At 54.7% G+C, this 24238-nt stretch carries 19 protein-coding genes; 9 read left to right on the forward strand and 10 right to left on the reverse strand.

The window, feature by feature from the left end; genetic code table 11:
• The first annotated feature begins 21 nt into the window (after positions 1-21).
• Positions 22-573: a ribosome biogenesis factor YjgA gene (yjgA, locus tag FCH32_RS09215; RefSeq protein WP_115259582.1), complete on the forward strand. Its 552-nt coding sequence runs from the start codon at positions 22-24 to the stop codon at positions 571-573.
• A 99-nt stretch (positions 574-672) separates the two neighbouring features.
• Here yjgA and mpl read toward each other — a convergent pair whose 3' ends face one another.
• Positions 673-2052 (reverse strand): UDP-N-acetylmuramate:L-alanyl-gamma-D-glutamyl-meso-diaminopimelate ligase, encoded by a 1380-nt coding sequence (gene mpl / locus FCH32_RS09220; protein WP_115259583.1) that lies wholly within the window; start codon positions 2050-2052, stop codon positions 673-675.
• 175 nt (positions 2053-2227) lie between these two features.
• Between mpl and fbp the strand changes: the two genes are divergently transcribed.
• Positions 2228-3226, forward strand: a complete 999-nt coding sequence (gene fbp, locus FCH32_RS09225) for a class 1 fructose-bisphosphatase (RefSeq protein WP_096758530.1) — start codon at positions 2228-2230, stop codon at positions 3224-3226.
• Between the two features lie 38 nt (positions 3227-3264).
• Here fbp and FCH32_RS09230 read toward each other — a convergent pair whose 3' ends face one another.
• The 5 genes from FCH32_RS09230 to ytfQ all read right to left on the reverse strand — a co-directional run bounded on the left by FCH32_RS09230 (position 3265) and on the right by ytfQ (position 8442).
• Entirely contained in the window at positions 3265-3777 is a 513-nt protein-coding gene (locus FCH32_RS09230; RefSeq protein ID WP_115259584.1) for a DUF2569 domain-containing protein, read from the reverse strand.
• A 78-nt stretch (positions 3778-3855) separates the two neighbouring features.
• Positions 3856-4857, reverse strand: coding sequence for a galactofuranose ABC transporter, permease protein YjfF (gene yjfF / locus FCH32_RS09235; RefSeq protein WP_174360795.1), 1002 nt, complete (start codon positions 4855-4857; stop codon positions 3856-3858).
• Positions 4844-5866: a galactofuranose ABC transporter, ATP-binding protein YtfT gene (ytfT, locus tag FCH32_RS09240; protein WP_146717642.1), complete on the reverse strand. Its 1023-nt coding sequence runs from the start codon at positions 5864-5866 to the stop codon at positions 4844-4846. The genes yjfF and ytfT overlap by 14 nt, the downstream gene beginning before the upstream one ends.
• 13 nt (positions 5867-5879) lie before the next feature.
• On the reverse strand, positions 5880-7382 hold the full coding sequence (ytfR, locus tag FCH32_RS09245) for a galactofuranose ABC transporter, ATP-binding protein YtfR (protein ID WP_117342409.1): 1503 nt from the start codon (positions 7380-7382) through the stop codon (positions 5880-5882).
• Positions 7383-7485: 103 nt separating this feature from the next.
• Complete coding sequence (gene ytfQ / locus FCH32_RS09250; RefSeq protein ID WP_096758535.1) at positions 7486-8442, reverse strand: galactofuranose ABC transporter substrate-binding protein YtfQ; 957 nt, start codon at positions 8440-8442, stop codon at positions 7486-7488.
• A 309-nt stretch (positions 8443-8751) separates the two neighbouring features.
• On the opposite strand from ytfQ, the gene ppa reads away from it, so the two are divergent.
• The 3 genes from ppa (at position 8752) to FCH32_RS09265 (ending at position 12651) form a co-directional block, all read left to right on the forward strand.
• Positions 8752-9279: an inorganic diphosphatase gene (ppa, locus tag FCH32_RS09255; RefSeq protein ID WP_005134479.1), complete on the forward strand. Its 528-nt coding sequence runs from the start codon at positions 8752-8754 to the stop codon at positions 9277-9279.
• A gap of 206 nt (positions 9280-9485) precedes the next feature.
• Positions 9486-10556: a 7-bladed beta-propeller protein YncE gene (yncE, locus tag FCH32_RS09260; protein ID WP_115259587.1), complete on the forward strand. Its 1071-nt coding sequence runs from the start codon at positions 9486-9488 to the stop codon at positions 10554-10556.
• An 85-nt stretch (positions 10557-10641) separates the two neighbouring features.
• Entirely contained in the window at positions 10642-12651 is a 2010-nt protein-coding gene (locus FCH32_RS09265; RefSeq protein WP_174360796.1) for a TonB-dependent receptor domain-containing protein, read from the forward strand.
• Positions 12652-12815: 164 nt separating this feature from the next.
• Here the strand turns inward: FCH32_RS09265 and FCH32_RS09270 are convergent, their stop codons facing one another.
• From FCH32_RS09270 to tamA, 3 genes are read right to left on the reverse strand one after another with little or no spacing between them, the layout of a single operon-like run.
• A complete protein-coding gene (locus tag FCH32_RS09270) occupies positions 12816-13160 on the reverse strand; it encodes a gamma-glutamylcyclotransferase family protein (RefSeq protein ID WP_096758538.1) in 345 nt (114 codons plus the stop codon).
• Positions 13161-13162: 2 nt separating this feature from the next.
• Complete coding sequence (tamB, locus tag FCH32_RS09275; protein WP_174360797.1) at positions 13163-16939, reverse strand: autotransporter assembly complex protein TamB; 3777 nt, start codon at positions 16937-16939, stop codon at positions 13163-13165.
• Positions 16936-18669, reverse strand: a complete 1734-nt coding sequence (tamA, locus tag FCH32_RS09280; protein ID WP_115259591.1) for an autotransporter assembly complex protein TamA — start codon at positions 18667-18669, stop codon at positions 16936-16938. The genes tamB and tamA overlap by 4 nt, the downstream gene beginning before the upstream one ends.
• 212 nt (positions 18670-18881) lie before the next feature.
• Between tamA and msrA the strand changes: the two genes are divergently transcribed.
• Entirely contained in the window at positions 18882-19520 is a 639-nt protein-coding gene (gene msrA, locus FCH32_RS09285; protein WP_115259592.1) for a peptide-methionine (S)-S-oxide reductase MsrA, read from the forward strand.
• Between the two features lie 47 nt (positions 19521-19567).
• Here msrA and FCH32_RS09290 read toward each other — a convergent pair whose 3' ends face one another.
• Positions 19568-20620 (reverse strand): LacI family DNA-binding transcriptional regulator, encoded by a 1053-nt coding sequence (locus FCH32_RS09290; RefSeq protein WP_117342413.1) that lies wholly within the window; start codon positions 20618-20620, stop codon positions 19568-19570.
• A gap of 189 nt (positions 20621-20809) precedes the next feature.
• Between FCH32_RS09290 and FCH32_RS09295 the strand changes: the two genes are divergently transcribed.
• From FCH32_RS09295 to FCH32_RS09305, 3 genes are read left to right on the forward strand one after another with little or no spacing between them, the layout of a single operon-like run.
• Positions 20810-21970 (forward strand): Gfo/Idh/MocA family protein, encoded by a 1161-nt coding sequence (locus FCH32_RS09295; RefSeq protein WP_174360798.1) that lies wholly within the window; start codon positions 20810-20812, stop codon positions 21968-21970.
• A gap of 10 nt (positions 21971-21980) precedes the next feature.
• Complete coding sequence (locus FCH32_RS09300; protein ID WP_174360799.1) at positions 21981-23162, forward strand: Gfo/Idh/MocA family protein; 1182 nt, start codon at positions 21981-21983, stop codon at positions 23160-23162.
• A complete protein-coding gene (locus FCH32_RS09305; protein WP_115259595.1) occupies positions 23162-24229 on the forward strand; it encodes a Gfo/Idh/MocA family protein in 1068 nt (355 codons plus the stop codon). The genes FCH32_RS09300 and FCH32_RS09305 overlap by 1 nt, the downstream gene beginning before the upstream one ends.
• The last annotated feature ends 9 nt before the right edge of the window (positions 24230-24238 follow it).

Below are 24238 nucleotides of genomic sequence, written 5' to 3' on the forward strand. Positions count from 1 at the left end.
TCTTTTTTTAAGGAGCCTGACATGACTAAGCAGCCCGAAGACTGGCTCGACGACGTTCCCGGTGATGACATCGAAGACGAAGACGATGAAATTATCTGGGTCAGTAAAAGTGAAATAAAACGTGACGCCGAGGAGTTAAAGCACCTGGGCGTGGAACTGGTAAAACTGGGGAAAAACGCGCTGGATAAAATCCCGCTCGATGCGGATTTACGTGCCGCCATTGAGCTGGCTCAGCGTATTAAGATGGAAGGCCGTCGCCGCCAGCTGCAGCTGATTGGCAAGATGCTGCGTCAGCGCGATGTCGATCCTATCCGTCAGGCGCTGGATAAGCTGAAGAACCGTCACAACCAACAGGTTGTAATGTTTCATAAGCTGGAGCAGCTGCGCGATCGTTTGATCGTTGAAGGTGATGATGCGGTAGCGGAAGTCCTCAGACTGTGGCCGCACGCCGATCGCCAACAGCTTCGTTCTCTGGTTCGCAATGCGAAGAAAGAGCAGGAAGGCAATAAGCCGCCGAAATCAGCACGTCAGATTTTTCAGTATTTGCGTGAGTTGGCAGAAAACGAAGTCTAATTTCTTCGTATGCTGAAAGTGCCGGATGGCGGCGTAAACGCCTTATCCGGCCTACAGTCGATCGTAGGCCCGGTAAGCATTGCGCCACCGGGCATTTTTTTACTCTTCGGCTTGTGCCTGTGCTTTCTTCGCCAGGCCGTCCAGCAGTTTTTGATGAATACCGCCAAACCCGCCGTTGCTCATCACCAGAATGTGATCGCCAGGCTGCGCGGTTTTCACCACCATGTCCGCCAGCGCGTCAACATCACCGCTCCAGTGAGCAGGCTGCACGCAGGCTTCCGCGACTTCCGATACCAGCCACGGAATGTGCGGCGGTTGCAGCAGGAACACTTCATCTGCACGACCTAACGACGGCGCCAGATCGTCTTTGCACAGTCCCATTTTCATGGTGTTAGAACGTGGTTCCAGCACGGCAATAATGCGCGCCGTGCCACCGACTTTTCCGCGCAGCGCGGCGAGCGTTGCCAGAATCGCCGTCGGGTGATGGGCGAAATCGTCATACACCGTCACGCCATGGGCTTCGCCGCGCAGTTCAAGACGTCGACGTGCGTTAATGAACGAACCCAGCGCATTGGCGGCATCCGCAGGCTGAACACCAACGTGGCGAGCGGCAGCAATGGCCATCAGGCCGTTGTGCATGTTGTGTTCGCCGACCAGGCCCCACTTCACTTCGCCCACTTTTTCACCGTCTAACAACACTTCCCATTCGGAGGCATCGGTCGTCAGTTTCTTCGCCTGCCAGTGACCTTGCTCACCAACCAGTTCCTGTTCGCTCCAGCAGCCCATCGCCATCGTCTGTTTCAGATTGATGTCGTTTTCCGGGTAGATGATGCGTCCCTGACCCGGCACGATACGTACCAGATGGTGGAACTGTTTCTGAATGGCTTTCAGATCGTCAAAGATATCCGCGTGATCGAACTCAAGGTTGTTGAGGATCAGCGTACGCGGGCAGTAATGTACGAATTTGGAACGCTTATCGAAGAATGCGCAGTCGTACTCGTCCGCTTCAATAACGAAAAAGTCGCTTTCACCCAAACGCGCAGAAACCTCGAAGTTCCCCGGCACACCGCCGATGACAAAGCCTGGCTTATAGCCGCAGACTTCGAGGATCCAGGTCGCCATTCCAGCCGTGGTGGTTTTGCCGTGAGTTCCCGCCACTGCCAGCACCCAGCGATCGCGCAGCACAAAGTCATGCAGCCACTGCGGGCCAGACATGTACGGAATGTTCTTCTCCAGCACCGCTTCCACGCACGGATTACCGCGTGTCATGGCATTGCCGATGATCACCAGGTCCGGTTGCGGGTCGAGCTGGCTGGCATCGTAACCCTGAATCAGTGAGATGCCCTGCTTCTCAAGTAAGGTGCTCATCGGCGGATACACATTGGCGTCCGAACCCGTTACTTCATGACCGAGCGAGCGAGCCAGCATCGCCAGACCGCCCATGAAGGTGCCACAAATTCCCAAAATATGAATGCGCATACGTCACTATCCTTTTTTAATCTGGGGGTCATTTTACGCACATGTCAGGCAACTGAGAAACGCATTTCAGGATAATCCGCAGTTTGCTGGCGCGATTCACCTAAGCGCGAGGGCTGAAATATTTGTTAAGATTATGGCGGTCGCTTTACTCCATACAATTTGCAGGGAAAGTGTTATGAAAACGTTAGGTGAATTTATTGTCGAAAAGCAGCACGAGTTCTCTCATGCTACCGGTGAGCTGACTGCTTTGTTATCGGCAATAAAGCTGGGCGCCAAGATCATCCACCGCGATATCAACAAGGCCGGTCTGGTCGATATCCTGGGTGCCAGCGGTGCTGAGAACGTGCAGGGAGAGGTTCAGCAGAAGCTCGATCTGTTCGCGAACGAAAAACTGAAAGCTGCACTGAAGGCACGCGATATTGTGGCGGGCATTGCCTCTGAAGAAGAAGATGAAATCGTCGTCTTCGAAGGCTGTGAACACGCAAAATACGTTGTACTCATGGATCCACTGGATGGTTCATCGAACATCGATGTTAACGTCTCTGTCGGCACGATCTTCTCGATTTATCGTCGTGTCACCCCTGTCGGTACGCCGGTAACGGAAGAGGATTTCCTGCAACCGGGCAACAAGCAGGTGGCGGCGGGCTACGTCGTTTACGGTTCATCCACCATGCTGGTGTATACCACCGGTTGTGGCGTACATGCGTTCACCTACGATCCTTCTCTGGGCGTATTTTGCCTCAGCCAGGAGCGCATGCGTTTCCCGGCCAAAGGCAGCACCTACTCCATTAACGAAGGCAACTACATCAAATTCCCGAATGGCGTGAAGAAGTACATTAAGTTCTGCCAGGAAGAAGATAAAGCCACCCAGCGCCCGTATACCTCGCGCTACATTGGCTCTTTGGTGGCGGATTTCCACCGCAATCTGCTGAAAGGCGGGATCTATCTGTACCCGAGCACCGCCAGCCATCCGGATGGAAAACTGCGCCTGCTGTACGAATGCAACCCAATGGCCCTTCTGGCCGAGCAAGCGGGCGGCAAAGCAAGTGACGGTAAAAACCGTATTCTGGATATCATCCCGGAGAGCCTGCACCAGCGTCGTTCATTCTTCGTCGGTAACGACCATATGGTTGAAGACGTTGAACGTTTAATCCGTGAGTTCCCGGACGCGTAAGACTCAGACGCCGGAGCAATCCGGCGTCCTTTACGTGCTTAGTTGACGAAGGTCAGTTTGACCCGTTTTGATACGCGGAAATACGGTATCCAGATAAGGATCTGGGCCGCGCAGGAGACAAACGCTTTTATATCGTCAGTGCTCAGCCCCACGCCATAGAACATGGCACCCAACCAGCTGTCCATCGCGTAGTAAAGCGTGGTGCCTAAAATGAAGGCAGTATAAAACTTGGGTAGCTGACGTTTCTTTTTGAAAAACAAAAACGTCGTGTAAACCAGCAGCATTAAGAGAACGGCCATACAGACGAGTTCAAAAATAACCAGCGCACTCACGTCCGTTTCAGTGTGCAAAACAAACATCGCCACACCGAAAAAGCCAATGACCCCAGAAATGACGGACATCACCAGCGTCACCGCCGGTAAATAAAGCCAGCCGCCAATTCCCGTATATTTTTTATTCTCACAACGCGTGCAGTGGGTATCCGGAGGCAGTACGTTCTCCCCACAGCTGGCGCATGCTGTCGGTAGCCCTTCGCCTTCGATTCCTTTCATGCTTTTGATTCCATTAAGTAAGTGTAGCCTCCTAGTGTATACGCATTACCCGCTATACGCGAAAAACAGCCCACGACATCATTTTGACGCGCTCGTGGTATTCACCCGTGTGACCGGTGAACTTTGGCGGTTTTCCCATAGCACCGTCAGACCGCGCTGTAAGGCGATAAAAACAAACAGCAGAATACCGATGGCGATCTTCGTCCACCATGAGCTTAATGTGCCGTCAAAGTTAATGTAGGTCTGAATCAATCCCTGGATTGCCACGCCAAACAGGGTGCCCAGCACCGTGCCCACGCCACCGCTCAGCAACGTACCGCCGATCACCACCGAGGCAATGGCATCCAGTTCAACGCCGACGCCTGCCAGCGCATAACCGGCTTGGGTATAAATGGAGAAGACAATCCCGGCCAGCGTCGCCAGCCCAGTAGAAAGCATATAGATGCGGATTGTCGTGCTGCGGGTCGAGATCCCCATCAGGTTAGCTGACGTCGCGCTACCGCCAATGGCGTACACCTGATTGCCAAAGCGTGTACGGTGCGCAAGGAAGATACCGATCACCACGACGCCCAGCATAAACAGTCCCATGGCGCTCAGACGACCACCGCCGGGGATCTTCCAGGCAAGGCTGGAGAGCGTGTCATAAATCGGGTGGTTGATCGGGATAGACTCTTCGGAGACCAGATAGCTGACGCCACGCAGAAAGAACATTCCCGCCAGCGTAATAATAAACGCCGGGATCTTCAGGGCATCAATCAGTAACCCCATAAAGGCGCCAAACGCGCAGCCCATCGCCAGAACCAACGGGAACGCCAGCAGCGGGGAAATCCCCCAGTAACCAATGGCTTTTGCCAGAAATACGCCGGTAAAGGCAATCACCGAACCGACGGAAAGATCGATGCCGCCGGAGAGGATCACGAAGGTCATACCCACGGCGATAATGCCTAAAAAGGCGTTGTCGGTCAGGATATTGCAGATCACGCGCGTCGAGGCAAAGGCCGGGAACTGCGTCAGGCAGTAGAGGTAGCCCAGCACAAAGACGCCAAGGGTGATCATCAGCGGTAAGTTACGTTTTATCATGACCACGCACTCCTTTTATCAGGCTGATAAAGCGTTGCGACTGGACGACCAGCACGCACAGCACCACGATGGCTTTAACCACCTGGTTGAGCTCCGGCTGGAAGCCGGACAGTAAAATCCCGGTGTTCATGCCCTGAATAATCAACGCCCCCACCACCGACAGCAGCAGGTTAAATCGCCCGCCCATCAGCGAACCGCCGCCGATCACTACCGCCAGAATGGCATCTAATTCCAGCCATAACCCGGCGTTGTTGGCATCGGCTCCGCGAATATCCGCCGTGACGATAATCCCGGCAATGGCCGCGCACAGACCGCTCAGCACATAGGTGAGCATCACAATAACGCGGGTATTCACCCCGGCATTTTTCGCCGCCCGAATGTTGATGCCGACCGCCTCAATAAACATACCCAGCGCCGTTTTACGCGTCAGCAGCCAAAAAGCGACCAGCGTTAGCAGCGCGATGATCACCGGCGTCGGGAACAGCAACAGCGATCCGCTACCGAACCATGACAGATCGGGCGAGTTAAACGTGACGATCTGCCCGGAGGTGATCAACTGCGCTACCCCGCGCCCGGCCACCATCAGAATCAGCGTGGCAACAAACGGTTGGATCTTAAGGATGGCCACCAGAATCCCGTTCCACAATCCCGCCAGGATACCGGAGCCTAACGCCGCAAGCAGGACCACCGGGAGGCTGTGCCCGGCAACCGTCATCGCGGCGGTGGTTGCCCCCGCAATGGCCATCACCGCGCCAACGGAAAGATCGATACCACCGGTGGCAATCACCAGCGTCATGCCAATCGCCAGCAGCGCCACGGGTGCGGCGCGGTTGAGAATATCAATCGGGCTGCCGAACAGACGGCCATCCTGCAAAATCACCTGATAAAAGTGCGGGGCGACCAGGCTGTCAACCAGCAGCACCAGCAGCAGCGCCACCAGTTGCGGCATGCCCTTCGGCCAGCGAAATCGTCGTTTCGTGGTGTTGGATTGAGGGAGAGATTGAGGCATCACAACAGTCTCCTTAGGCCGCAATGGCGTTCATGATTGCCGGTACGGACAGTTCAGCCAGCGGGATCTCGGCCACCTGTTTGCGATCGCGCATGATAATGACCCGATCGGCGTAACCCACCAGTTCTTCCAGTTCAGAAGAGATCACCAGCAGCGCCAGACCGTCGGCGCACAGTGTCTCGATCAGGCGAATGATCTCGGCGTGTGCCCCAACGTCGATCCCACGCGTGGGTTCATCAAGGATCAAAAACTGCGGTTTGGTCAGCAGCCAGCGCGACAGCAGTACTTTTTGCTGATTACCGCCGGAGAGAAACTCGATCGGCTGTTCGGCATTGGGGGTGCGGATACCCAACTGGCGGATAAAACGCTCGGCAATGTCATTTTGCTCTTTGCGCGGAATCGGCCGCAGCCAGCCGCGCTGTGCCTGCAGGGCCAGGATGATATTTTCTCGCACCGAGGCGGCAGCAATAATGCCGTCCGTTTTCCTGTCTTCCGGGCAGAAGCCGATCCCCAGACACGAGGCCTGATGCGGCGATCGCAGGGTCTGCGGTTTGCCTTTGATCAGCGCACTGCCGCTGTCGGCAGGTTTAATGCCAAAGATCACTTCTGCGGTTTCTGTACGTCCCGATCCCAGCAACCCCGCCAGGCCGACGATCTCGCCGGGACGGACCTGCAGATCGAACGGTGCGATCGTGCCTTTTTTGCCAAAACCACTGAAGGCAGCCACCGGTTTGTCACTCAGCAACGTGCGGCCCGCACGCTGCAACGCGTGGGTATCCAGTTCCCGACCGAGCATCATCTTCACCAGTTCGATCTGCGGCAGTTCGCGGGTTTCGCGACAGCCGACAAAGCCGCCGTTACGCAGAACGGTGATCCGATCGCTGACTTGATAGACCTGATCGAGAAAATGGGTAACGAAGATCAGGCTGACGCCGCGATCGCGCAGATGCCGCATCAGACCGAACAGCATCTCGACTTCCTGGGTATCCAGGCTGGCGGTGGGTTCGTCGAGGATCAATACTTTCGCCGACAGATCGATAGCCCGGCAAATGGCGACAATCTGCTGCATCGCCACCGAAAAACGGTTTAACGGCTCGCGCACATCAAGGGAAAAACCGTAGGACGCCATCAGCTCCGTAGCACGCTTTTCCATTTGCTTGCGCTGCAGCAGGCCAAAGCGTCGCGGCTCGCGGCCAATAAACAGGTTATCTGCCACCGACATATTGGGCAGCAGGTTCACTTCCTGATACACGGTGCCTATCCCCAGCTGCTGGGCATGGGCGGTATTCTTGGGTGAGATAGCCTGGCCTTCAAGCCAGATGGTGCCGCGATCGGCGTGGTAAACGCCGGTCAGCGCTTTGATCAGCGTCGATTTACCGGCTCCGTTTTCACCGAGCAACGCCATAATCTCGCCACGCCGCAGGCTGAAATCCACGTTATCCAGCGCTTTGACGCCAGGAAAAAATTTACTTAACCCTTCGGTGCGAAGGATTTCCTGATGTTGGTCGGTGGTCATGGCTCCCCCTGCATTACGCCGGATGGCGCTACGCTTATCCGGCCTACAAAAGCGCTTAATGTAGGCCGGGCAAGCGCAGCGCCCCCGGCATTTTCATGAAGGCTTAGTAGCCCATGTTTTTCTTCTTCTCTAACTCTTCTTTCGCGGTATCCGGCAGATAGAGGATAGATTTGGTAATGGTCAGCTTCTCAGGCATGGTGCCGTCTTTTTTGAATTTCTCCAGCGCGTCAAAGGCTGGACCGGCCATGTTCGGCGTCAACTCGACGCTGGCGTTGGCTTCCCCGTCAATCATCGCTTTATAGATATCCGGCACGCCGTCGATAGAGCCGGTCAGAATATCTTTGCCCGGTTTCAGACCCGCTTCTTTGATTGCCTGAATCGCCCCGATCACCATGTCATCGTTGTGGGCGTAAACCATACAGATGTTCTTGCCGTTGTTTTCCGCTTTGATAAAGCTCTCCATGACTTCTTTGCCTTTACTGCGGGTAAAGTCGCCGGACTGAGAGCGGATAATTTTGATGTTTGGTGCCTTTGCAATGGCTTCAGCAAAGCCTTTTTTACGGTCAATCGCCACGCTGGCACCGACGGTTCCTTGTAGCTCCACAACGTTACACGGCTTGCCGTTCACTTCTTTAATCAGCCAGTCGCCAATCAATTTGCCTTCCAGCACGTTGTCGGCCGTCACGGTGGTCATATAGAGAGATTTGTCTTTAACATCGATGGAACGATCGAGCAAAAAGACCGGGATCTCGGCATCTTTTGCTTCTTTTAATACCGGCTCCCAGCCTGTTGCTACCACTGGCGCAATGAAAATAGCATCCACGCCCTGCGCCACGAATGAACGTACCGCTTTAATCTGGTTTTCCTGTTTTTGCTGGCCGTCGGCAATTTTCAGCGTAATGCCGCGCTTCTCGGCCTCGCTTTTCGCTACGTTGGTTTCTGCTGCACGCCAGCCGGATTCAGACCCGACCTGCGAAAATCCTACGGTTAAAGGGGCGGCCATCGCCATAGATGACATGGCTGCCGAAACTGCTGTGACTAAAAGTAAGCGCTTCCACATAAGTGCGTCCTCGTAGGGTGATTATTGTTGATTAATAAACCGTCGCGAAAAAACTATAGACAATCGAGCATGTAACGGATTGCGTTACATCACACTTCAAAAAAGTAAATAAAACGTTAATCACAAGTTTGTAATCGCTTTCATTACCCTATGAAAAATGCAGCTGAAGTTATGGATTTTTCTGTCATCAAGACAGGGAGAAAAAGCGAAAATCCGAGGTGGCAAATCGAAAACAAGCGGAGACATTCAGCGCGAGTTGGCTATAATACCCGCCACTTGTTTGCCATAGCATATTTAAAGGAAACAGACATGAGCTTACTCAACGTCCCTGCCGGTAAAGATCTGCCGGAAGATATCTACGTTGTTATCGAGATCCCTGCGAACGCAGATCCGATCAAATACGAAGTTGACAAAGAGAGCGGCGCCCTGTTCGTTGACCGCTTCATGTCCACTGCGATGTTCTATCCGTGCAACTACGGTTATATCAACCACACCCTGTCTCTGGATGGCGACCCGGTCGACGTTCTGGTCCCGACACCGTACCCGCTGGAGCCAGGTTCAGTGATCCGCTGCCGTCCGGTTGGCGTACTGAAAATGACCGACGAATCCGGTGAAGATGCGAAACTGGTTGCGGTACCGCACACCAAGCTGAGCAAAGAATACGATCACATCAAAGATGTGAACGACCTGCCGGACCTGCTGAAAGCGCAGATCACTCACTTCTTCGAGCATTACAAAGATCTCGAAGCAGGCAAATGGGTGAAAGTTGACGGTTGGGACAACGCTGAAGCCGCTAAAGCTGAAATCGTTGCATCCTTCGAGCGTGCGAAGAAATAAGTTCGCCTGAGCTCAAAACCCTGAACGCCAGCGTCTGGTTAGTAAGGGTTTTTTACTTCTCATTTTCCCTCTCTTCGTTTTTCCTTTCTCCGCTGTTTTCTTTTTGACCTACCAGATTGGGTAGTCACATTTTGCTCATCTTATTTGCGAATGAGACTAGATCTCATTATCATTCGCAACACGTAAATAAATGTGAATAAACGTCAATGAACCTCCACACTGTGAAGTCCCTGAAACACTATTCCGCCGTGGCCCTCGCCACAACATTGTTATTTACCAGCCTGCCCAGCGTGGCAGAGACGCTGTCTGAGAAAGATTTCCTGACCCGCGACGTCGGTAACGGGGTGTATGAGTTGGCGGTTGATGGCCAGCAGAAGGCGCTTTTTGCCGCCTCTTCACCGTCGTTTGATAAAGACAAAACCCGCGGGGTTATCTACAAACTCGATCTGGAGAAACTCACCACCACCGAAGTCATCGAAACCAGCCGCCGGGCGTTTGCTACCGCGCTGGATGAAGAAAATCAGGTGCTGTATGTCGGTAATACGCTGGAAGGTTCGGTGACGATTATCGATACCCGCAGCGGTAAAGAACGGGCGATACTGCAACTGAGCGATACCAGCAACCCGAAGGAAATCATCCATACGCGTGAAATGGTGCTGGATAAGCAACATCACCGCCTGTACGTTTCCGGCGTGGCTGAAAAAGGCGTTATCTGGGTGGTGGATACGCAAAAGCGTGAAAAAATAGCCACCCTTGAAAATATGGGCGAATACCCGACCGGCATGGCGATTGATGCTACAAACGATCGTCTGTACGTGGTGAACGGCAGAAACGAGCTGATTACGCTGGATACCACCCGCCACAAAATAATTAACCGTTTTTCCGTTGAACCCGCTAAAAAGCATTTCTTCCTGAATATCGCCCTTGATAGCAAAAATAATCGCGCATTCCTGACCGATCCTGATTTAGCCGATGTTCTGGTTGTCGATATTCATACCGGAAAAGTCATTGCCCCAATCAAAGTCATTAATTCACTGGCCGTTCTCTATAACGAGACGCGTCAGGAAGTTTATATTACACACCGCAATGCCAAGCAGGTCAGCATTGTCGATAGCAACACCTATCAGGTAAAACACAGCATTGAAACCAATGCGTTACCTAACAGCCTGGCGCTTTCACCGGACGCTAACACCTTGTATGTCAGCGTAAAACAGCCGGAAAAAATGATTGGCGTCAAGCCCGACTACGTGCTGAAAATCGATTTATCTCAATACTAATAATCAAAAACTATTTTGCACCTTGTCGCCATGTTGCGCGGCAAGGTGGCGCTTTTATTTTTTTACTTTTCAGGTGTCTTATATTATGAAAACGCGTCAACTTATTACGCTGACAGGGATCGTTGCATTCTCAGGCGGGGTTATTTTTCCCGCGCAGGCCGAAGAATTAACGGAAACCTCACGCAATAGCGAAGATGAAATGGTGATTACGGCGTCCGGTTTCTCGCAGCAAAAGCGTGAAGCCCCGGCGACTATTTCAGTTATCGACCGTAAAACGCTGGATATTCAGCCGGACCGCAACGTGGGGGAAGCCATTAAAAATATTCCCGGCGTCTCGGTGTCGAACAGCAGCGGCATGAATGCTGGCAGCATTATGATCCGCGGCATGGACCCGTCCTATACCGCCTTCATGGTGAACAGCGTCAAACAAAATACCGGCCAGTCACGCCCCTATGGGCACGACATCGGCACCGAAGCCAACTTCTTACCGCCAATGGAAGCCATTGAGCGCATCGAGGTTATTCGTGGGCCGATGTCATCATTGTACGGTTCCGATGCCATCGGCGGCGTGGTTAACGTCATCACCAAAAAGCCGTATGGGGCGAAAGACTGGACGACGGCAATTGCCGCGAATACCTGGCTTCAGGAACACCAGTATCTCGGCAATACCAGTCAGATGAATCTGTTCACCATGGGGCCAATTATTCCCGATGTTCTCGGCTTAAGCGTGGCTGCCGACTGGCTCGACCGTCGCGACGACGATCGGAATAATTACTTCGGCAAACATAACCGCAAATCCGTGGATATGACGCTGGGTCTGGCCGCCAGCGAAAATAACCTCTTCGATCTCAACGTTGTCACCGGCGAGCAGGAGAAAAACCGCACCCAGAAACGCGGTGCGCCGTGGTCATGGTTATATGATCGTAACGCCGCCACCCTGACCCATACCGGCTGGTATGCCGACGATACGATCGCGACAACTAACTACCTTAACTACGAAAAAGGCCGCTCCAAATACGTTTATGACGGGCAGTCACCGCAGTATGTGCAGATGGAAAACTACGTCGCCAATTCACAAACCACCTTCACGCTCGACACCCATAAGCTGACCGTTGGGGCGAACTTCACCCGCGAAGAGTTAAACGACCGGTTTGATGTCGCCAACAAAACGCTGCCAGGCTCGGAGCCTGTTACCAAAATCAGCCGCAACGGTTGGGCGTTGTTCGTGGAAGACGGCTGGAGCATCAACGATTTCATCCTGACGACCTCCGCGCGTATGGATCAGGACGATAACTTTGGTACGCACATTACGCCGAAAATGTACGGCAACTGGGCATTCAACGATGCCTGGGCGCTGAAAGGCGGCGTCTCCGCCGGGTATAAAAAGCCGGAACTGCGAGCCACCTCCAGTAACTTCGTCACCCCTTACGGTTCAACCGTGCCCTATCCCTTCCTGACGGTCGGCAATGACGACTTAAAACCGGAGAAAAGCGTTAACTCTGAGCTGGGTCTGTACTGGACGGGCGATGTGTTGTCGCTCGATGGCACCGTGTTCTATACGCAATTCAAAGACAAGATTGCGGAACAAACCATTTGTGAAACCACGGCGACCAACCAGTGCTCAGTCAATGGCTACAACGCCGACTCGGTGAGTAAATACTTTAACGTCAGCGAAGCCGATGTGTACGGCGTCGAGCTCAACGCCGACTGGCAAATTAGCACCGACGTCAAAGCCAATGCCAACTACACCTACAACCACAGCGAGCAGAAAAGCGGCGTCAACAAAGGCTACGCGCTGAACGATTACCCACGCCATATGGCGAACTTGTCGCTGAACTGGGCGGCGACGCAAAGCCTCGACGTGTGGAGTACGGTGAACTACCGCAGCAGCAACCGCAACAGCGGTAATAACAACAAGTACGATGATTACACGATGGTGGATGTGGGCGTACGCTACCAGTTGAATAAGCACACACAGCTGATGGCGGGGGTCTACAACGTGCTGGATGAGGATCCGAAACTCACGACCGCATGGAGTGAGTCCGCTCAGGTGGAAGGACGCCGCTATAACCTTGGCGCGCGCGTGGAGTTCTAAATCCTAAAAAACAACGCCACCCGAGGGTGGCGTGTTATACCTGTCGTCTTTCAAACTGCCTCTGCGTTGGCTTTCCTCGCTTACCCCAGTCACGTACTGATGTACGTGACTGGGGATTCTCTGCGTCGCCGCCTTGATGCAACTCGAAATCCATCAGGTATATGTTAGTACTTGTCGCGGTCTAACCAGTTACCGCTTTCTATCAGCGTTAACCCATCTACCGGACGTTGATATACATACATCCATGCACTTCCGTAAGGCGTCTGAATTAACTGGCGTGCGTACTCTCCGCCGCGCGAGCGCAGCGCATCAAGCTCTGCCAGCGTGGCGTTATCAATACGATAAACTTCCCCGTGTACCGTTCCGTTTCCCGGAACCGCGCCTGGATAGTGGCCCAGACTGTACAACTGGTAGTTATCGATGCTGAAATTACCCAGCAACTGGGCGTTGGTCATCCAGTGGCTGTTACCTTGCTTGGTACGTAAACTACCATAAACAAATATTCGCATTGCTAAAACTCGAACTGATAGAGCAAATCAAGTGCCTGATCAACGCCAGACACAGCTTCCAGATATAGCTTAGGCATCAGACGATAACGTAGCGTGAGTGTCGCTAAAGAGTCAAATATACCCACACCATATTTCACCTGCAGACCTGGCAGTACATATCCGCTGACAACCACCTGAGATGAATCGCCCACCCCTTGCGTGTCCAGCGCCAGATTGCTTACGCCAAACGTCTCCCCGATTTTACCCACAATCTGACCACTTTGTGCAACCCCTAAGCCAATAAGCATAGACGTCATTGCCGCACTATCGCTCTGTTCGCTGTCCAATCCTTGCCCGCGCAGCAGGTAAGAGAGCGCCATTTGCTGCGACATCGCCGGGTCGGAGAAGATTTCCGCTTTCGGTTCATCTGCCGTACCCGTTACGCGAACACCGGCGATCACGTCGTCTTCGGTGGCATCCGGGTTACGAATAGCCTCGATATTGAGCAGCGGCTGATCCGGTGGACCGGAGAACAACAGCTCACCTTTACGTACAATCAAATCCTGACCATACGCATGGAAGCGGCCGCTTGGGATATTAATCTGCCCGTTGAGGCCCAGCCCCTGCTTATCCTGTGCCACTTTGAGATCGCCCGTCAAACGTGCTTTCAGACCAAAGGCATCGATGCGCACGTTGTTGCCGACGTGGATGTTCAGGTTGCTGTTGATCGGGATCCCGGCGCTCTGCGGTTTCTCCGGCTGTAGATTGTCATTGAGCATCACCATATCACTGGAAACACCGACTGCGCTTTCCGGCAGGTCGTGCACCACAATACGCGCCCACGGCACATCAACATTGCCGTTCAGAGTAAACAGGTTCGGTGTGGCTTCAAATTCCACATCCGGCGAGACATCCAGGCGCACCATTGGCGGCACGGTGATACGCACCCGGCTGCCTTTGGCCGCAATGCGCGCTCGCCAGTTGTCTAGCTGACTCCAGTCGGCGTCACCGCTCAGGTTTATCTCTCCCTGCTGCGTGCGCACCACGCCCGCAATTGTCGAACGGGTCCCGGTGAAGTTAACGGCCAACTGGCTGGGTTGCATGTCGAACGGCATAAAGTTGCCGTCAACGTCCAGGCCGCTCAGCTGCAACTGGCCGAGCAATTGTGGACTTTGCAGGTCACCTCCGAGGCGCAGGTTGGCGTTTAGCATTCCGGCGGCTTTTTCGCCGCGCGAGAAGATAGGGTTCACCATCGCCAGATTGAAATTGCGGATATTGACGTTCCCGCCCAGATTGCGTCGTCCTTGCGGGTCACTTATCTGCACCTGACCGTCAAACTGGCCGTTATTGGTCAGGCGGATCAGCCAGCCCAGTTCGGCACGGTTGTTGTGCAGGTCGGCGGTGAGATTCAGCGTGTCAAACGCCACCGGCAGCGGGGCATCGTTGACACTTTGTGTCACCTTCACATTACGTCCATTCAGCGTCACCTGCCCCTGCGGCAGTCCTTCTTTGGTGGTGTCCCAGCTCACATCGGCCTTGCCTGTGAACACGCCGCTGGCCTGGGTGGCATCCGGCATAAACGGTTTCAGCATCGCCAGATCGAAACGGTTAAGGTTCACCACTGCGCGACCTTCCGCTCCGGCATCTATCGTCTGCGGTACGCACAGTTCCGCATTTGGGTTGTTCCAGCAGTGCGGCCCGATGCTGATTTTCTGTTCCTGATTGCGGTAATCCAGCGCAATGGCGCGGTTCAGCGACCACGGACCAAGCGGGGTCTGGAAGCGGGTATTGCTTAATTCCCCTTTCCAGCGCTGCTCTTTGCGATCAAAACTCCCGGCCAGATCAAGCTGTCCCGAAACCGGCTCGCCCTGAATACGTAGCTGCAGCTCATGCTGCTTTTCGCTTCCTTTGGCGTTCAGCGTAACCAGATTGATGTTCACATCAGGTTGCACAATCCGCTCAACGCGCACGTTGAGGTTACCGGCAATCTGCTCCTCTGATTTCACATCGCCTTCAACACGCACCTGAGCCACGGACAGTTCCTGCCAGCGCAGGCCACGGGCAGTGATATCCGCCAGCAGTTCCGGCGCCTCTACCGTACCACGCACCTTGACCTGCCCCTTCGCCGTGCCGCCCAGCCCCGGCAGCGCGTTATCCAGACTTGGGGCATCAATCGTCGCGTCGAGATTGAGATCTTTGACGCCCAGCTCACCTTTCACCTCAGCGCTGTTGCGCCCCAGTTCCAGATGCAGGCCGGGGATGGTCCACTGCAGGTAGCTGTTACCCTTCAGCGAGCCGTTCACATTGACCTTGTTCTGCTTCACGTTACCGCTCAGCTTCAGCTCTGGCACCTCCATCTGCCAGCTTCCGCCGTACAGGCTACCGCGGGTTTTGATCACACCATTCAGTTTCGAGGGCCATTCCGGCACCTCTTTCGCCGTATTGATGCCGTCCAGCGTCAGCTCCCCGCGCCAGCTAATGGCTTGCTGCCAGTCCACCAGCGCTTTCAGCTCGGTTTTACCTTCCAGCGCGGCAACGCTAAGTTTGTCGAGATTGATCTGCTGCTCATTGCCTTTGGCATCCAGCGTGATGATCGCCGGAGGAATATCCTGGCCTTTCACGGCGGCGTGCATCGAGAGCGTATAGTCGGTCATCTTGCCGGTCAGCTTGAGCTTGATGTCATCGGCCTGGAACTGCTTGTCGCCGGTAAATGGCCAGTAAACCTGCTTACTCACCACCTCCAGATTGAGCGGTAATCCCGCTTCCGCCAGACGTGTCTGTGCACGCAGATCCATGTCCACCGGACCAGACAGATTGACACCCACTTCCAGCTGGTCACGCAGCGCGCCGCCAACCTTCAGCTTCACCTTCTCGCCTTTTAACGGTTCGATGTTCAGCGTGCTGTTGAGGGTAATATCAACCGGCCATTTGTCGGTCAGTTGCGCCGTACCGCTGGCCTTCACTGCCCCCTGGCTGGAGTCGATATCCAGCGCGTCGAGCTTCATGTTGCCGTCAATGCTGCTCACCTTCAGCAGCATGCTGTGCACCGTTAAATCCGTATCACCGGTGACGCGCAACTGCTCACCGCGAAATTCTTCGATATTAAGATTCAGCGGCAGATGAACGTCGGTCATTTCCGGCAAAACAGGTTTTGAGAACAGATCTTTCAGCGTTTCGCCCAGCGGTTTTTCATCCGGCTGCGGGTTTTGGATCTTCGGTTCCACCACCTCTTCCTGCGCCACGTCCGCCACTTTTGGCAGGGCGATTAACAGCCCCTGCAATGACGTAGGTTTCAGGGTCAGCGTTTTTTCCTGCCAGTTCAGTCCGGAGGTAAAATCCAGCACCGACACCGTGGTGTCATCGATTTTGATATTGATGTTGTTAAGCGCCACGCGGGAAAGCGTGATCGGGTAAGGCGTGGAGAGGTTTAGCGGGCCGCTGTCTTCTTCCTCAACCGGCGCAGAAGGCGGCATCTTTTTGCTGTCGATCGCCACGTTGATGTCTTTCAGCGACAGATCGTTGACGCACAGGCTGCTGTCCCACAGGCAGTTAAGACCAACGGCCAGATGCACTTCACCGGCATTCACCGCCACACCAGGTTGGTCGTAGCGAATATTTTTAAGCGACAGATCCCGCCAGCCGCCGGTGACCTGGCCAATCTCCAGCCCTGGAACCCAACGATTAGCGGCCTTGAAGACCAAATGCAGGCCCGAGGTCGTGCCGACGAGGAACGCCACGGAGCCCAACAACAGCAGGATAACAATCAATACGCCGAGGCTTATCTTCTTCCATAAACTCATAATTCAGGCCCCAGACCGATGTAAAACTGTAAACCATGTTCATCTTTGTCGCCGATCGGCGCAGCTAAATCGAGCTTGATCGGCCCGACCGGTGACTGCCAACGAACGCCAACCCCGGCACCGGTTTTGAAATCGCTGCGGCGGATATCGCTCACCGCTTCACCGCTATCCACAAACATCGCCCCCCACCATTTACCGGTTACGTTGTACTGGTATTCCAGCGATCCGGTCGCCAGCTTGGAGGCCCCTTTCAGCTTGCCGTCACTCCCTTCAGGCGAAATAGATTTGTATTTATAGCCGCGAATACTACGATCGCCCCCGGCGAAGAAACGCAGGTCCGGCGGGACTTTGTCAAAATCGCCGGTTTCAATCCAGCCGAGGTTGCCACGCATCACAAAGCGATGGCTGTCGTACAGCGTACGGATCCAGACGTTTTGCGCCTGAAAGACGGAGAAGTCGACGTCAGAGCCCCAGGCGGTATTGGAGTAATCAATGGAATAGCGCTGGGAATCGCCCCAGACGGGCATCAGGCCGCCGCGCGAGCGCGTCCGGCTGATCATCACGCCCGGATACAGCAGCATCGTGGTGTTGGTGACGTTACCCTGTGTAAAGTGGTCGAGGCTCCAGCGCAGGTTGATCGCACGCTGCCAGCCGCTGGAGAGGTCCCAGTAGCGGGAGACGGCAAGCGTGGTTGAGTCCTGCTCGGTGTCGTTCAAATCGGTACGTTTAAAGCCCCCCTGCACCAGGTAATACTGCTCCAGCGGGTTCTTTAACAGCGGCATTTTATAGCTGAAATCCAGGACCTGCTCCGGCGCAGAGATACTGGCACTGGTGGTCAGGCTATGGCCGTAGGAGTTCATCCACGGCTTTTTCCACGTGGTTTTTAACCGTGGTCCGACGTCGGTTGAATAGCCCACCCCGGTTTCAATGGTGTTTTCCGTGCGTGGTGAGACCACACCTTTCAGCGGTAACACTTTGGTTTCGCGGGCTTTGTCGAACTCTGGTGCCACCACGACAGAATTAAACCAGCCGGTTGCTGAGAGACGGCGGTTCAGCTCCGCCAGGTCTTTGGATTCGTACTCTTTGCCCTCTTTGAACGGCACCAGGTTTTGCAGGTACTCATCGCGAATTTGCGAACCTTCAAAGGTGACATGACCAAAGCGATAGCGCTCACCGCTGTTGTAATCGATATCCCAGAACGCCTGTCGACGATCGAGCGCAATCCCCAGCTGGCTTTTATTAAATTCACTGTCAAAGTAGCCTTTGCGCAGCGCCACGCTGGTTAATGACTTTTTGAAGCTGTCATAGTCTCCTTGATTGAGCACCGTGCCGATTGCCGGACGCGTTTTCAGCAGATCCAGGTAATCGCTATCGGTGCGCGCCCCGCCGCGTAAAACAACGTCGGTGCCACCAATAAGTACCGGCTCTCCGGGCGTCACTTTAGCGATTAATACCTGACGTCCCTTCGCCGGCGGCGGACGCAGTTCAAAATCAATGGTCGGCTCAAAATAGCCCAGCGCTTTTAACCCTTCGCGAATAGCGTCATCAACGCGCGCACGAAAACGTCGGTCCGGTGTGACTTCATCACTTTGAATCGTGGACAACTGCGCACGGACGTTTTTCTCCAGCGGTCCCGATAATCCTTCGACCTGTAAGCGAACATTTGCGGCGACGGCCGGGCCGCTTAAGCACAGCAACCCCACCCAACACAACTGACGGATATGTGGCACATTTTCTCCTGAATATCCTTTTTTCCCACCCCTGGAAAAAAATACTCTGCCGTTCCTCGGCTTAACAAAAAATCAACAATAAGAGTTGAAAAACAGACGGCAACCCAAATATTTCTTATGTTTAACTCTAGACGTATTCACGCCAGTTATTGTGGGCAAAGACGCGTCTTGTTACAACCTTAACCCAAATGACTGATTTCGGGAGAACGGCCATGAGTTTATTTGATAAAAAGCATCTTGTTTCTCAAGCAGATGCTCTACCTGGACGCAACACCCCGATGCCCGTGGCAACGCTGCATGCGGTGAACCAACATTCGATGACCCACGTACCCGAAGGGATGGAAATCGCCCTGTTCGCGATGGGCTGTTTCTGGGGCGTGGAGCGTTTGTTCTGGTCTTTACCCGGCGTTTACAGCACGGCTGCCGGGTATACCGGCGGCTACACGCCTAACCCAACCTATCGGGAAGTCTGTTCTGGCGAAACGGGCCATGCCGAAGCGGTGCGTATCGTTTATGACCCGCATGTTATCAGCTACGAGCAACTGCTGCAGGTGTTCTGGGAGAATCACGACCCGGCGCAGGGCATGCGTCAGGGCAATGACCAGGGCACGCAGTATCGTTCGGCCATTTATCCGCTCACGCCGGAGCAAAAGAGTGCAGCAGATGCCAGCCTCGCGCGTTTTCAGGCGGCGATGACCGCTGCGGGCGATGACCGCCACATCACGACAGAGATTAATACCGCCACGCCGTTCTATTATGCCGAGGACGATCACCAACAATATCTGCATAAAAACCCTTATGGATATTGTGGTATTGGCGGCATTGGCGTGTGCCTGCCGCCGCAGAACTAATCTGCTGCTGCCCGATGGCGCTACGCTTATCGGGCCAGTCGGGTCAACTATTGTTCCCGCGCCAGCGCGGCATGGCGTGTGGCATTGGCGACGGTTCCCCTTTCCGTCACTTTGCCCTTGAGCAGCAGATTAAACACCGGCGCAGCCGGGCGATTGAGGCGGTTTTGCAGCAAATGCACCGCTTCTACGCCTAATGCCCGACAGGGAATGGTAATGCTGGTGACCGCAGAAACCACATGGCCATCCAGTTCTTTGACGTCCGTGGTCATCAGCGAGATATCATCGGGAATGCGTACCCCCAACGCTTCCAGCACGCGACGAACGCCGCTGGACATTGACGCCCCGGCACAGAAAATCACTTCCGGCCATTCGCTCTGCGGCAGTTCACGTAGCCGGTCGCTAATCGCCTGTATCGCCTCTGGTTCAGAAAATCCTTCCGTCACCAACAGATCGCGCCGGGCATCAAACGGCACCTGATACTGCCGATAAATCTCCTTTATGCCTTCCAGACGCCAGTACAGGGTTTCACGTCGTAGGCTGGTGACGTGGAGAATGCGCCGATGCCCCTGCTCAAAAAGATACTGCACCGCCTGGTTGCCAATCGATCGGTGATCGGGCGAGACCGCGTCCAATACCCCTTCTTTATCCTGTGAGTTGATCAGCACGCAGGGTTTTCCCAGCGACTGCGCCAGCTTATGCACGGTGGGGTCATCAATGCCGATGAGAATAATGGCGTTGATATTCTTGCTGTTGGCCTTTTGCAGAAAGAGCTTGATGTCGGCTCGCTGCTCATCTAACCCGCAGTAGCTCAGATAGACATCATGCGGCGCAATAGCTTCAGCAATGCCGCGCGTCACTTCGAGGTAAAACACATCGCCCTGCGCAATGAATGTGCGCTGTGGAGCGAAGACCGCAATCCCGTTGATCAGCAGCCGCCCGCAGGCCAGCGTATCAAGCACCCCTAGCTGGCGCGCGCATTTCACGATGGCTTCCCGAGCTTTATCGCTGGTACAAGACTTCCCGCTCAGTACCCTCGACACGGTACTCACGGAGAACCCGGTTAAGGCAGCGATTTCATCCATTTTTAGCTTGCCTGACATTCTGTGACCTCGCTCGCAATCTATCTTTGCAAGTTTTTGCAAACCTAGTTCATTGACTCTAAAACACTTTTTCAATATCTGTGCGAACTTCTTCCTCATCCTGCAACCGCTCTCACAAAATCACATTGTCGATATTCCAGGCGTTTCTTATGGTCCGCTTATCCCTTATTTCTGATGAAAAGGCCTGACATGAAAAAATTACGCTTTGGCATTATTGGCGTGGGAAATATTGGCACCGTCCACGCCCGCTATCTGCTGGCTGGGACCGTAAAGGACGCCTGCCTGACGGCGGTCTGCGATAATAACGCCGACAAGCATGCCGCTATTCGCCAGTTAGTAAGCGATGCGGTTGCACTGTTTATCAGCGCTGAGGAGATGCTGAACAGTGGGCTTGTCGACGCGGTTATCGTCGCTACGCCGCACTATGCGCATCCGGGTTTATCGATGATGGCGATGCGTCTTGGCATTCATACGTTGTGCGAAAAACCTGCCGGGGTCTGTACCGCGCAGGTCCACGAGATGAACACCTGCGCCCGTGAATGCGATGTGGTGTTCGGCATGATGTACAACCAGCGCCCGAACCCGCTGTATCAGAAAGTAAAAGATCTGATCGACAGCGGCGAGCTGGGCGAATTGCGCCGCTCCAACTGGATAATCACCAACTGGTATCGCTCACAGAGTTACTACAACTCCGGCGGCTGGCGCGCGACATGGAAAGGCGAAGGCGGCGGCGTGCTGCTCAATCAGGACCCGCACCAGCTTGATTTGTGGCAATGGCTGGTCGGTATGCCCATACGCTTGCGCGCGTTTTGCCAGTTTGGCAAACACCGCCAGATTGAAGTAGAAGATGAGGTCACCGCCTACGCGGAATACGCCAACGGTGCAACCGGCGTGTTCATCACCACCGTCGCCGAAACCCCCGGCACCAACCGCCTCGAGATCGTCGGCGATCGCGGAAAAGTGGTGGTGGAAGAAGGCCGCCTGCGCTTCTGGCGACTGCGTGAATCCGAAACCGACTTCAACGCCCGCTGGCAAAACGGCTTTGGCGAGCCGGAGTGCTGGGAAGTGACTATCCCTACCGCACCAGAATGCAGTGAGCATCATGTCATCACCGCCAATTTCACCGCCGCGGTCCTGCACGGCGAACCGCTCATCGCCCCTGGTCTGGAAGGCATTCGCGGCCTGACGCTGTCCAACGCCATGCACCTCTCCACCTGGACCGATGACTGGGTTGAGCTGCCAATTGACGAGCAGCGCTACGCCCGGTTGTTGCAGGCGCGTATCGACTCATCGGTCGAGAAAACCACCGCCAGCCGCACGCTGGACGCCTCCGCAAGCTGGCAGCGTTAAGGGGATGACCATGCTGAATATTGCCATTGTCGGCACCGGAAACATCTCCCATAACCACATTCAAAGCTATTTACAGTTTGCGGATCGCTGCCGGATCGTCGCGCTGGTCGACATCTGGCCGGAAAAAGCCGAAGAGAAGAAAACGCGCTACGGCCTAAGCGAAGCACGGGTCTACAACAGCCATCAGGCCATGCTGGACGCGGGTATTAATGTGGACGTTGTCGACGTCTGTACTCCGCCGTACGTCCACGCCGACATCAGCATTGATGCTCTGCACGCGGGCAAACACGTGCTGTGCGAAAAACCGATGGCCGCCTCGCTCGCAGAGTGTGATGCGATGATTGCCGCGCAGAAAGCCAGCGGAAAAATGTTATCGGTCATCGCACAAAACCGCTTTACCGATGCCTTCTGGCGCTTAAAAGCCGCCGTTGATTCCGGCCTTGCGGGCAAAATTTGCCACGCACAGGTGGACTCGTTCTGGTGGCGCGGGCATTGCTATTACGATCTGTGGTGGCGCGGCACCTGGCAGAAAGAAGGCGGCGGCTGCACGCTGAATCATGCGGTACACCACATCGATGCAATTCAGTGGATGCTCGGCTTCCCGAGCGAAGTGGTAGCGATGATGAGCAATGTCGCCCATGACAACGCGGAAGTGGAAGATCTCAGTGCGGCCATTTTCAAATATTCAGACGGGGCGCTGGCTCAGCTCACCGCATCCGTTGTGCATCATGGTGAAGATCAGAAAATCGTTATTCAGGGCGAAAAGGCGCGGATCTCCGCCCCGTGGAAGGTGTATGCCAGCCAGTCGGCGGATAACGGCTTTCCACAAGCGGACAATCATCGCGAACTGGAAGAGCAACTGGACGCGCTGTTTCATGCCACGCCTGCGCTTCAATGGACGCTGCATAGCGGACAAATCGACAACCTGCTCAGCGCCATCGAACAACAGACGCCCCCACTGGTCGACGGGGAACAGGGTAAACGTTCGCTGGAGCTGATTACCGCTATCTACAAATCCGCCATTACCCGCACGGTGGTAACGCTGCCCATCCCCAGCCACGACGATTTTTATCGTACCGGCGGCCTGATGGCAAAAGCCCCGCATTTTTATGAGAAATCCACCTCCGTGAGCAATTTCACGGAAGTCGGTGCTATCCCTCTGGGTAAAGACTTAGATTCAGGAGCAGAGTAATGAACAAGACAGATGGAATGAACTACGCCCCGACCGGCAAACCGCAGCCGGTGGTAAAACCTGGTGAGTTTGTGATTGCCGCTGCCACGCTCGACCACGGTCATATCTACGGGATGTGCAACGGGCTGATCGAAGCCGGAGCCACCCTGAAGTGGGTGTACGACCCGGACCCGGCGAAAGTGGAGAAATTCCTGCAACAGTACCCGCAGGCGCAGGTGGCTGACTCACTGGAGACTATTCTCAACGACCGCGATGTCAGACTGGTCGCCGGGGCGGCAATCCCCTCTGAACGCTGCCCGCTGGGACTAAAGGTGATGGCGGCGGGTAAAGATTATTTCACCGACAAAGCACCGCTGACTACTCTCGAACAGCTGGAAGACGCCAAAGCCATGGTGGCCAGGACCGGGCGCAAGTACGCGGTTTACTACAGCGAGCGCCTGCACGTTGAAAGCGCAGTTTTTGCGGGCGATCTGGTCAAGCGGGGGGCAATAGGCCGGGTGATCCAGACCCTGGGCACCGGCCCGCATCGTGAAGGCAGCGGACGTCCGGACTGGTTCTACGATCGACGCTATTTCGGCGGCATTCTGTGTGATATCGGCAGCCATCAGATTGAGCAGTTCCTGTTTTACACCGACAACCTCGAGGCGCGTGTGGTCGCAAGCCAGGTGCGCAACGTCAATCATCCGCAGTATCCACAGTTTGAAGACTTTGGCGATGCGATGCTGGCGGGCGAGAACGGCGCAACGGGCTATTTCCGCTGCGACTGGTTCACGCCGGACGGCCTCAGCACCTGGGGGGACGGACGCCTGACGCTGCTGGGCACCGAGGGCTATATCGAGATCCGCAAGTATGTCGATATTACCCAAGGTGAACAGGATGTGGTGTATCTGGTTAATAAAGAGGGGGAATTCCGCTATCCGGTCGCCGGTAAGGTAGGGTTCCCGTTCTTCGGCGAGTTTATTCTCGACTGCCTGAACCGTACCGAAAACGCCATGACCCAGGCCCATGCGTTTAAAGCCGCCGAGCTGTGCGTGAAGGCGCAAATGCTCGCCAATGCGCATGCATAATGGGGGCAG

Origin of the sequence: Citrobacter gillenii (assembly GCF_013337685.1) — a bacterium.
In the GTDB taxonomy this organism is placed as follows: Bacteria; Pseudomonadota; Gammaproteobacteria; order Enterobacterales; family Enterobacteriaceae; genus Citrobacter; species Citrobacter gillenii.

Coding starts and splice junctions, on each gene's coding strand:
- yjgA (WP_115259582.1), top strand. CDS start 22: ATGACTAAGCAGCCCGAAGACTGGCTCGACGACGTTCCCGGTGATGAC.
- mpl (WP_115259583.1), bottom strand. CDS start 2,052: ATGCGCATTCATATTTTGGGAATTTGTGGCACCTTCATGGGCGGTCTG.
- fbp (WP_096758530.1), top strand. CDS start 2,228: ATGAAAACGTTAGGTGAATTTATTGTCGAAAAGCAGCACGAGTTCTCT.
- FCH32_RS09230 (WP_115259584.1), bottom strand. CDS start 3,777: ATGAAAGGAATCGAAGGCGAAGGGCTACCGACAGCATGCGCCAGCTGT.
- yjfF (WP_174360795.1), bottom strand. CDS start 4,857: ATGATAAAACGTAACTTACCGCTGATGATCACCCTTGGCGTCTTTGTG.
- ytfT (WP_146717642.1), bottom strand. CDS start 5,866: ATGCCTCAATCTCTCCCTCAATCCAACACCACGAAACGACGATTTCGC.
- ytfR (WP_117342409.1), bottom strand. CDS start 7,382: ATGACCACCGACCAACATCAGGAAATCCTTCGCACCGAAGGGTTAAGT.
- ytfQ (WP_096758535.1), bottom strand. CDS start 8,442: ATGTGGAAGCGCTTACTTTTAGTCACAGCAGTTTCGGCAGCCATGTCA.
- ppa (WP_005134479.1), top strand. CDS start 8,752: ATGAGCTTACTCAACGTCCCTGCCGGTAAAGATCTGCCGGAAGATATC.
- yncE (WP_115259587.1), top strand. CDS start 9,486: ATGAACCTCCACACTGTGAAGTCCCTGAAACACTATTCCGCCGTGGCC.
- FCH32_RS09265 (WP_174360796.1), top strand. CDS start 10,642: ATGAAAACGCGTCAACTTATTACGCTGACAGGGATCGTTGCATTCTCA.
- FCH32_RS09270 (WP_096758538.1), bottom strand. CDS start 13,160: ATGCGAATATTTGTTTATGGTAGTTTACGTACCAAGCAAGGTAACAGC.
- tamB (WP_174360797.1), bottom strand. CDS start 16,939: ATGAGTTTATGGAAGAAGATAAGCCTCGGCGTATTGATTGTTATCCTG.
- msrA (WP_115259592.1), top strand. CDS start 18,882: ATGAGTTTATTTGATAAAAAGCATCTTGTTTCTCAAGCAGATGCTCTA.
- FCH32_RS09290 (WP_117342413.1), bottom strand. CDS start 20,620: ATGTCAGGCAAGCTAAAAATGGATGAAATCGCTGCCTTAACCGGGTTC.
- FCH32_RS09295 (WP_174360798.1), top strand. CDS start 20,810: ATGAAAAAATTACGCTTTGGCATTATTGGCGTGGGAAATATTGGCACC.
- FCH32_RS09300 (WP_174360799.1), top strand. CDS start 21,981: ATGCTGAATATTGCCATTGTCGGCACCGGAAACATCTCCCATAACCAC.
- FCH32_RS09305 (WP_115259595.1), top strand. CDS start 23,162: ATGAACAAGACAGATGGAATGAACTACGCCCCGACCGGCAAACCGCAG.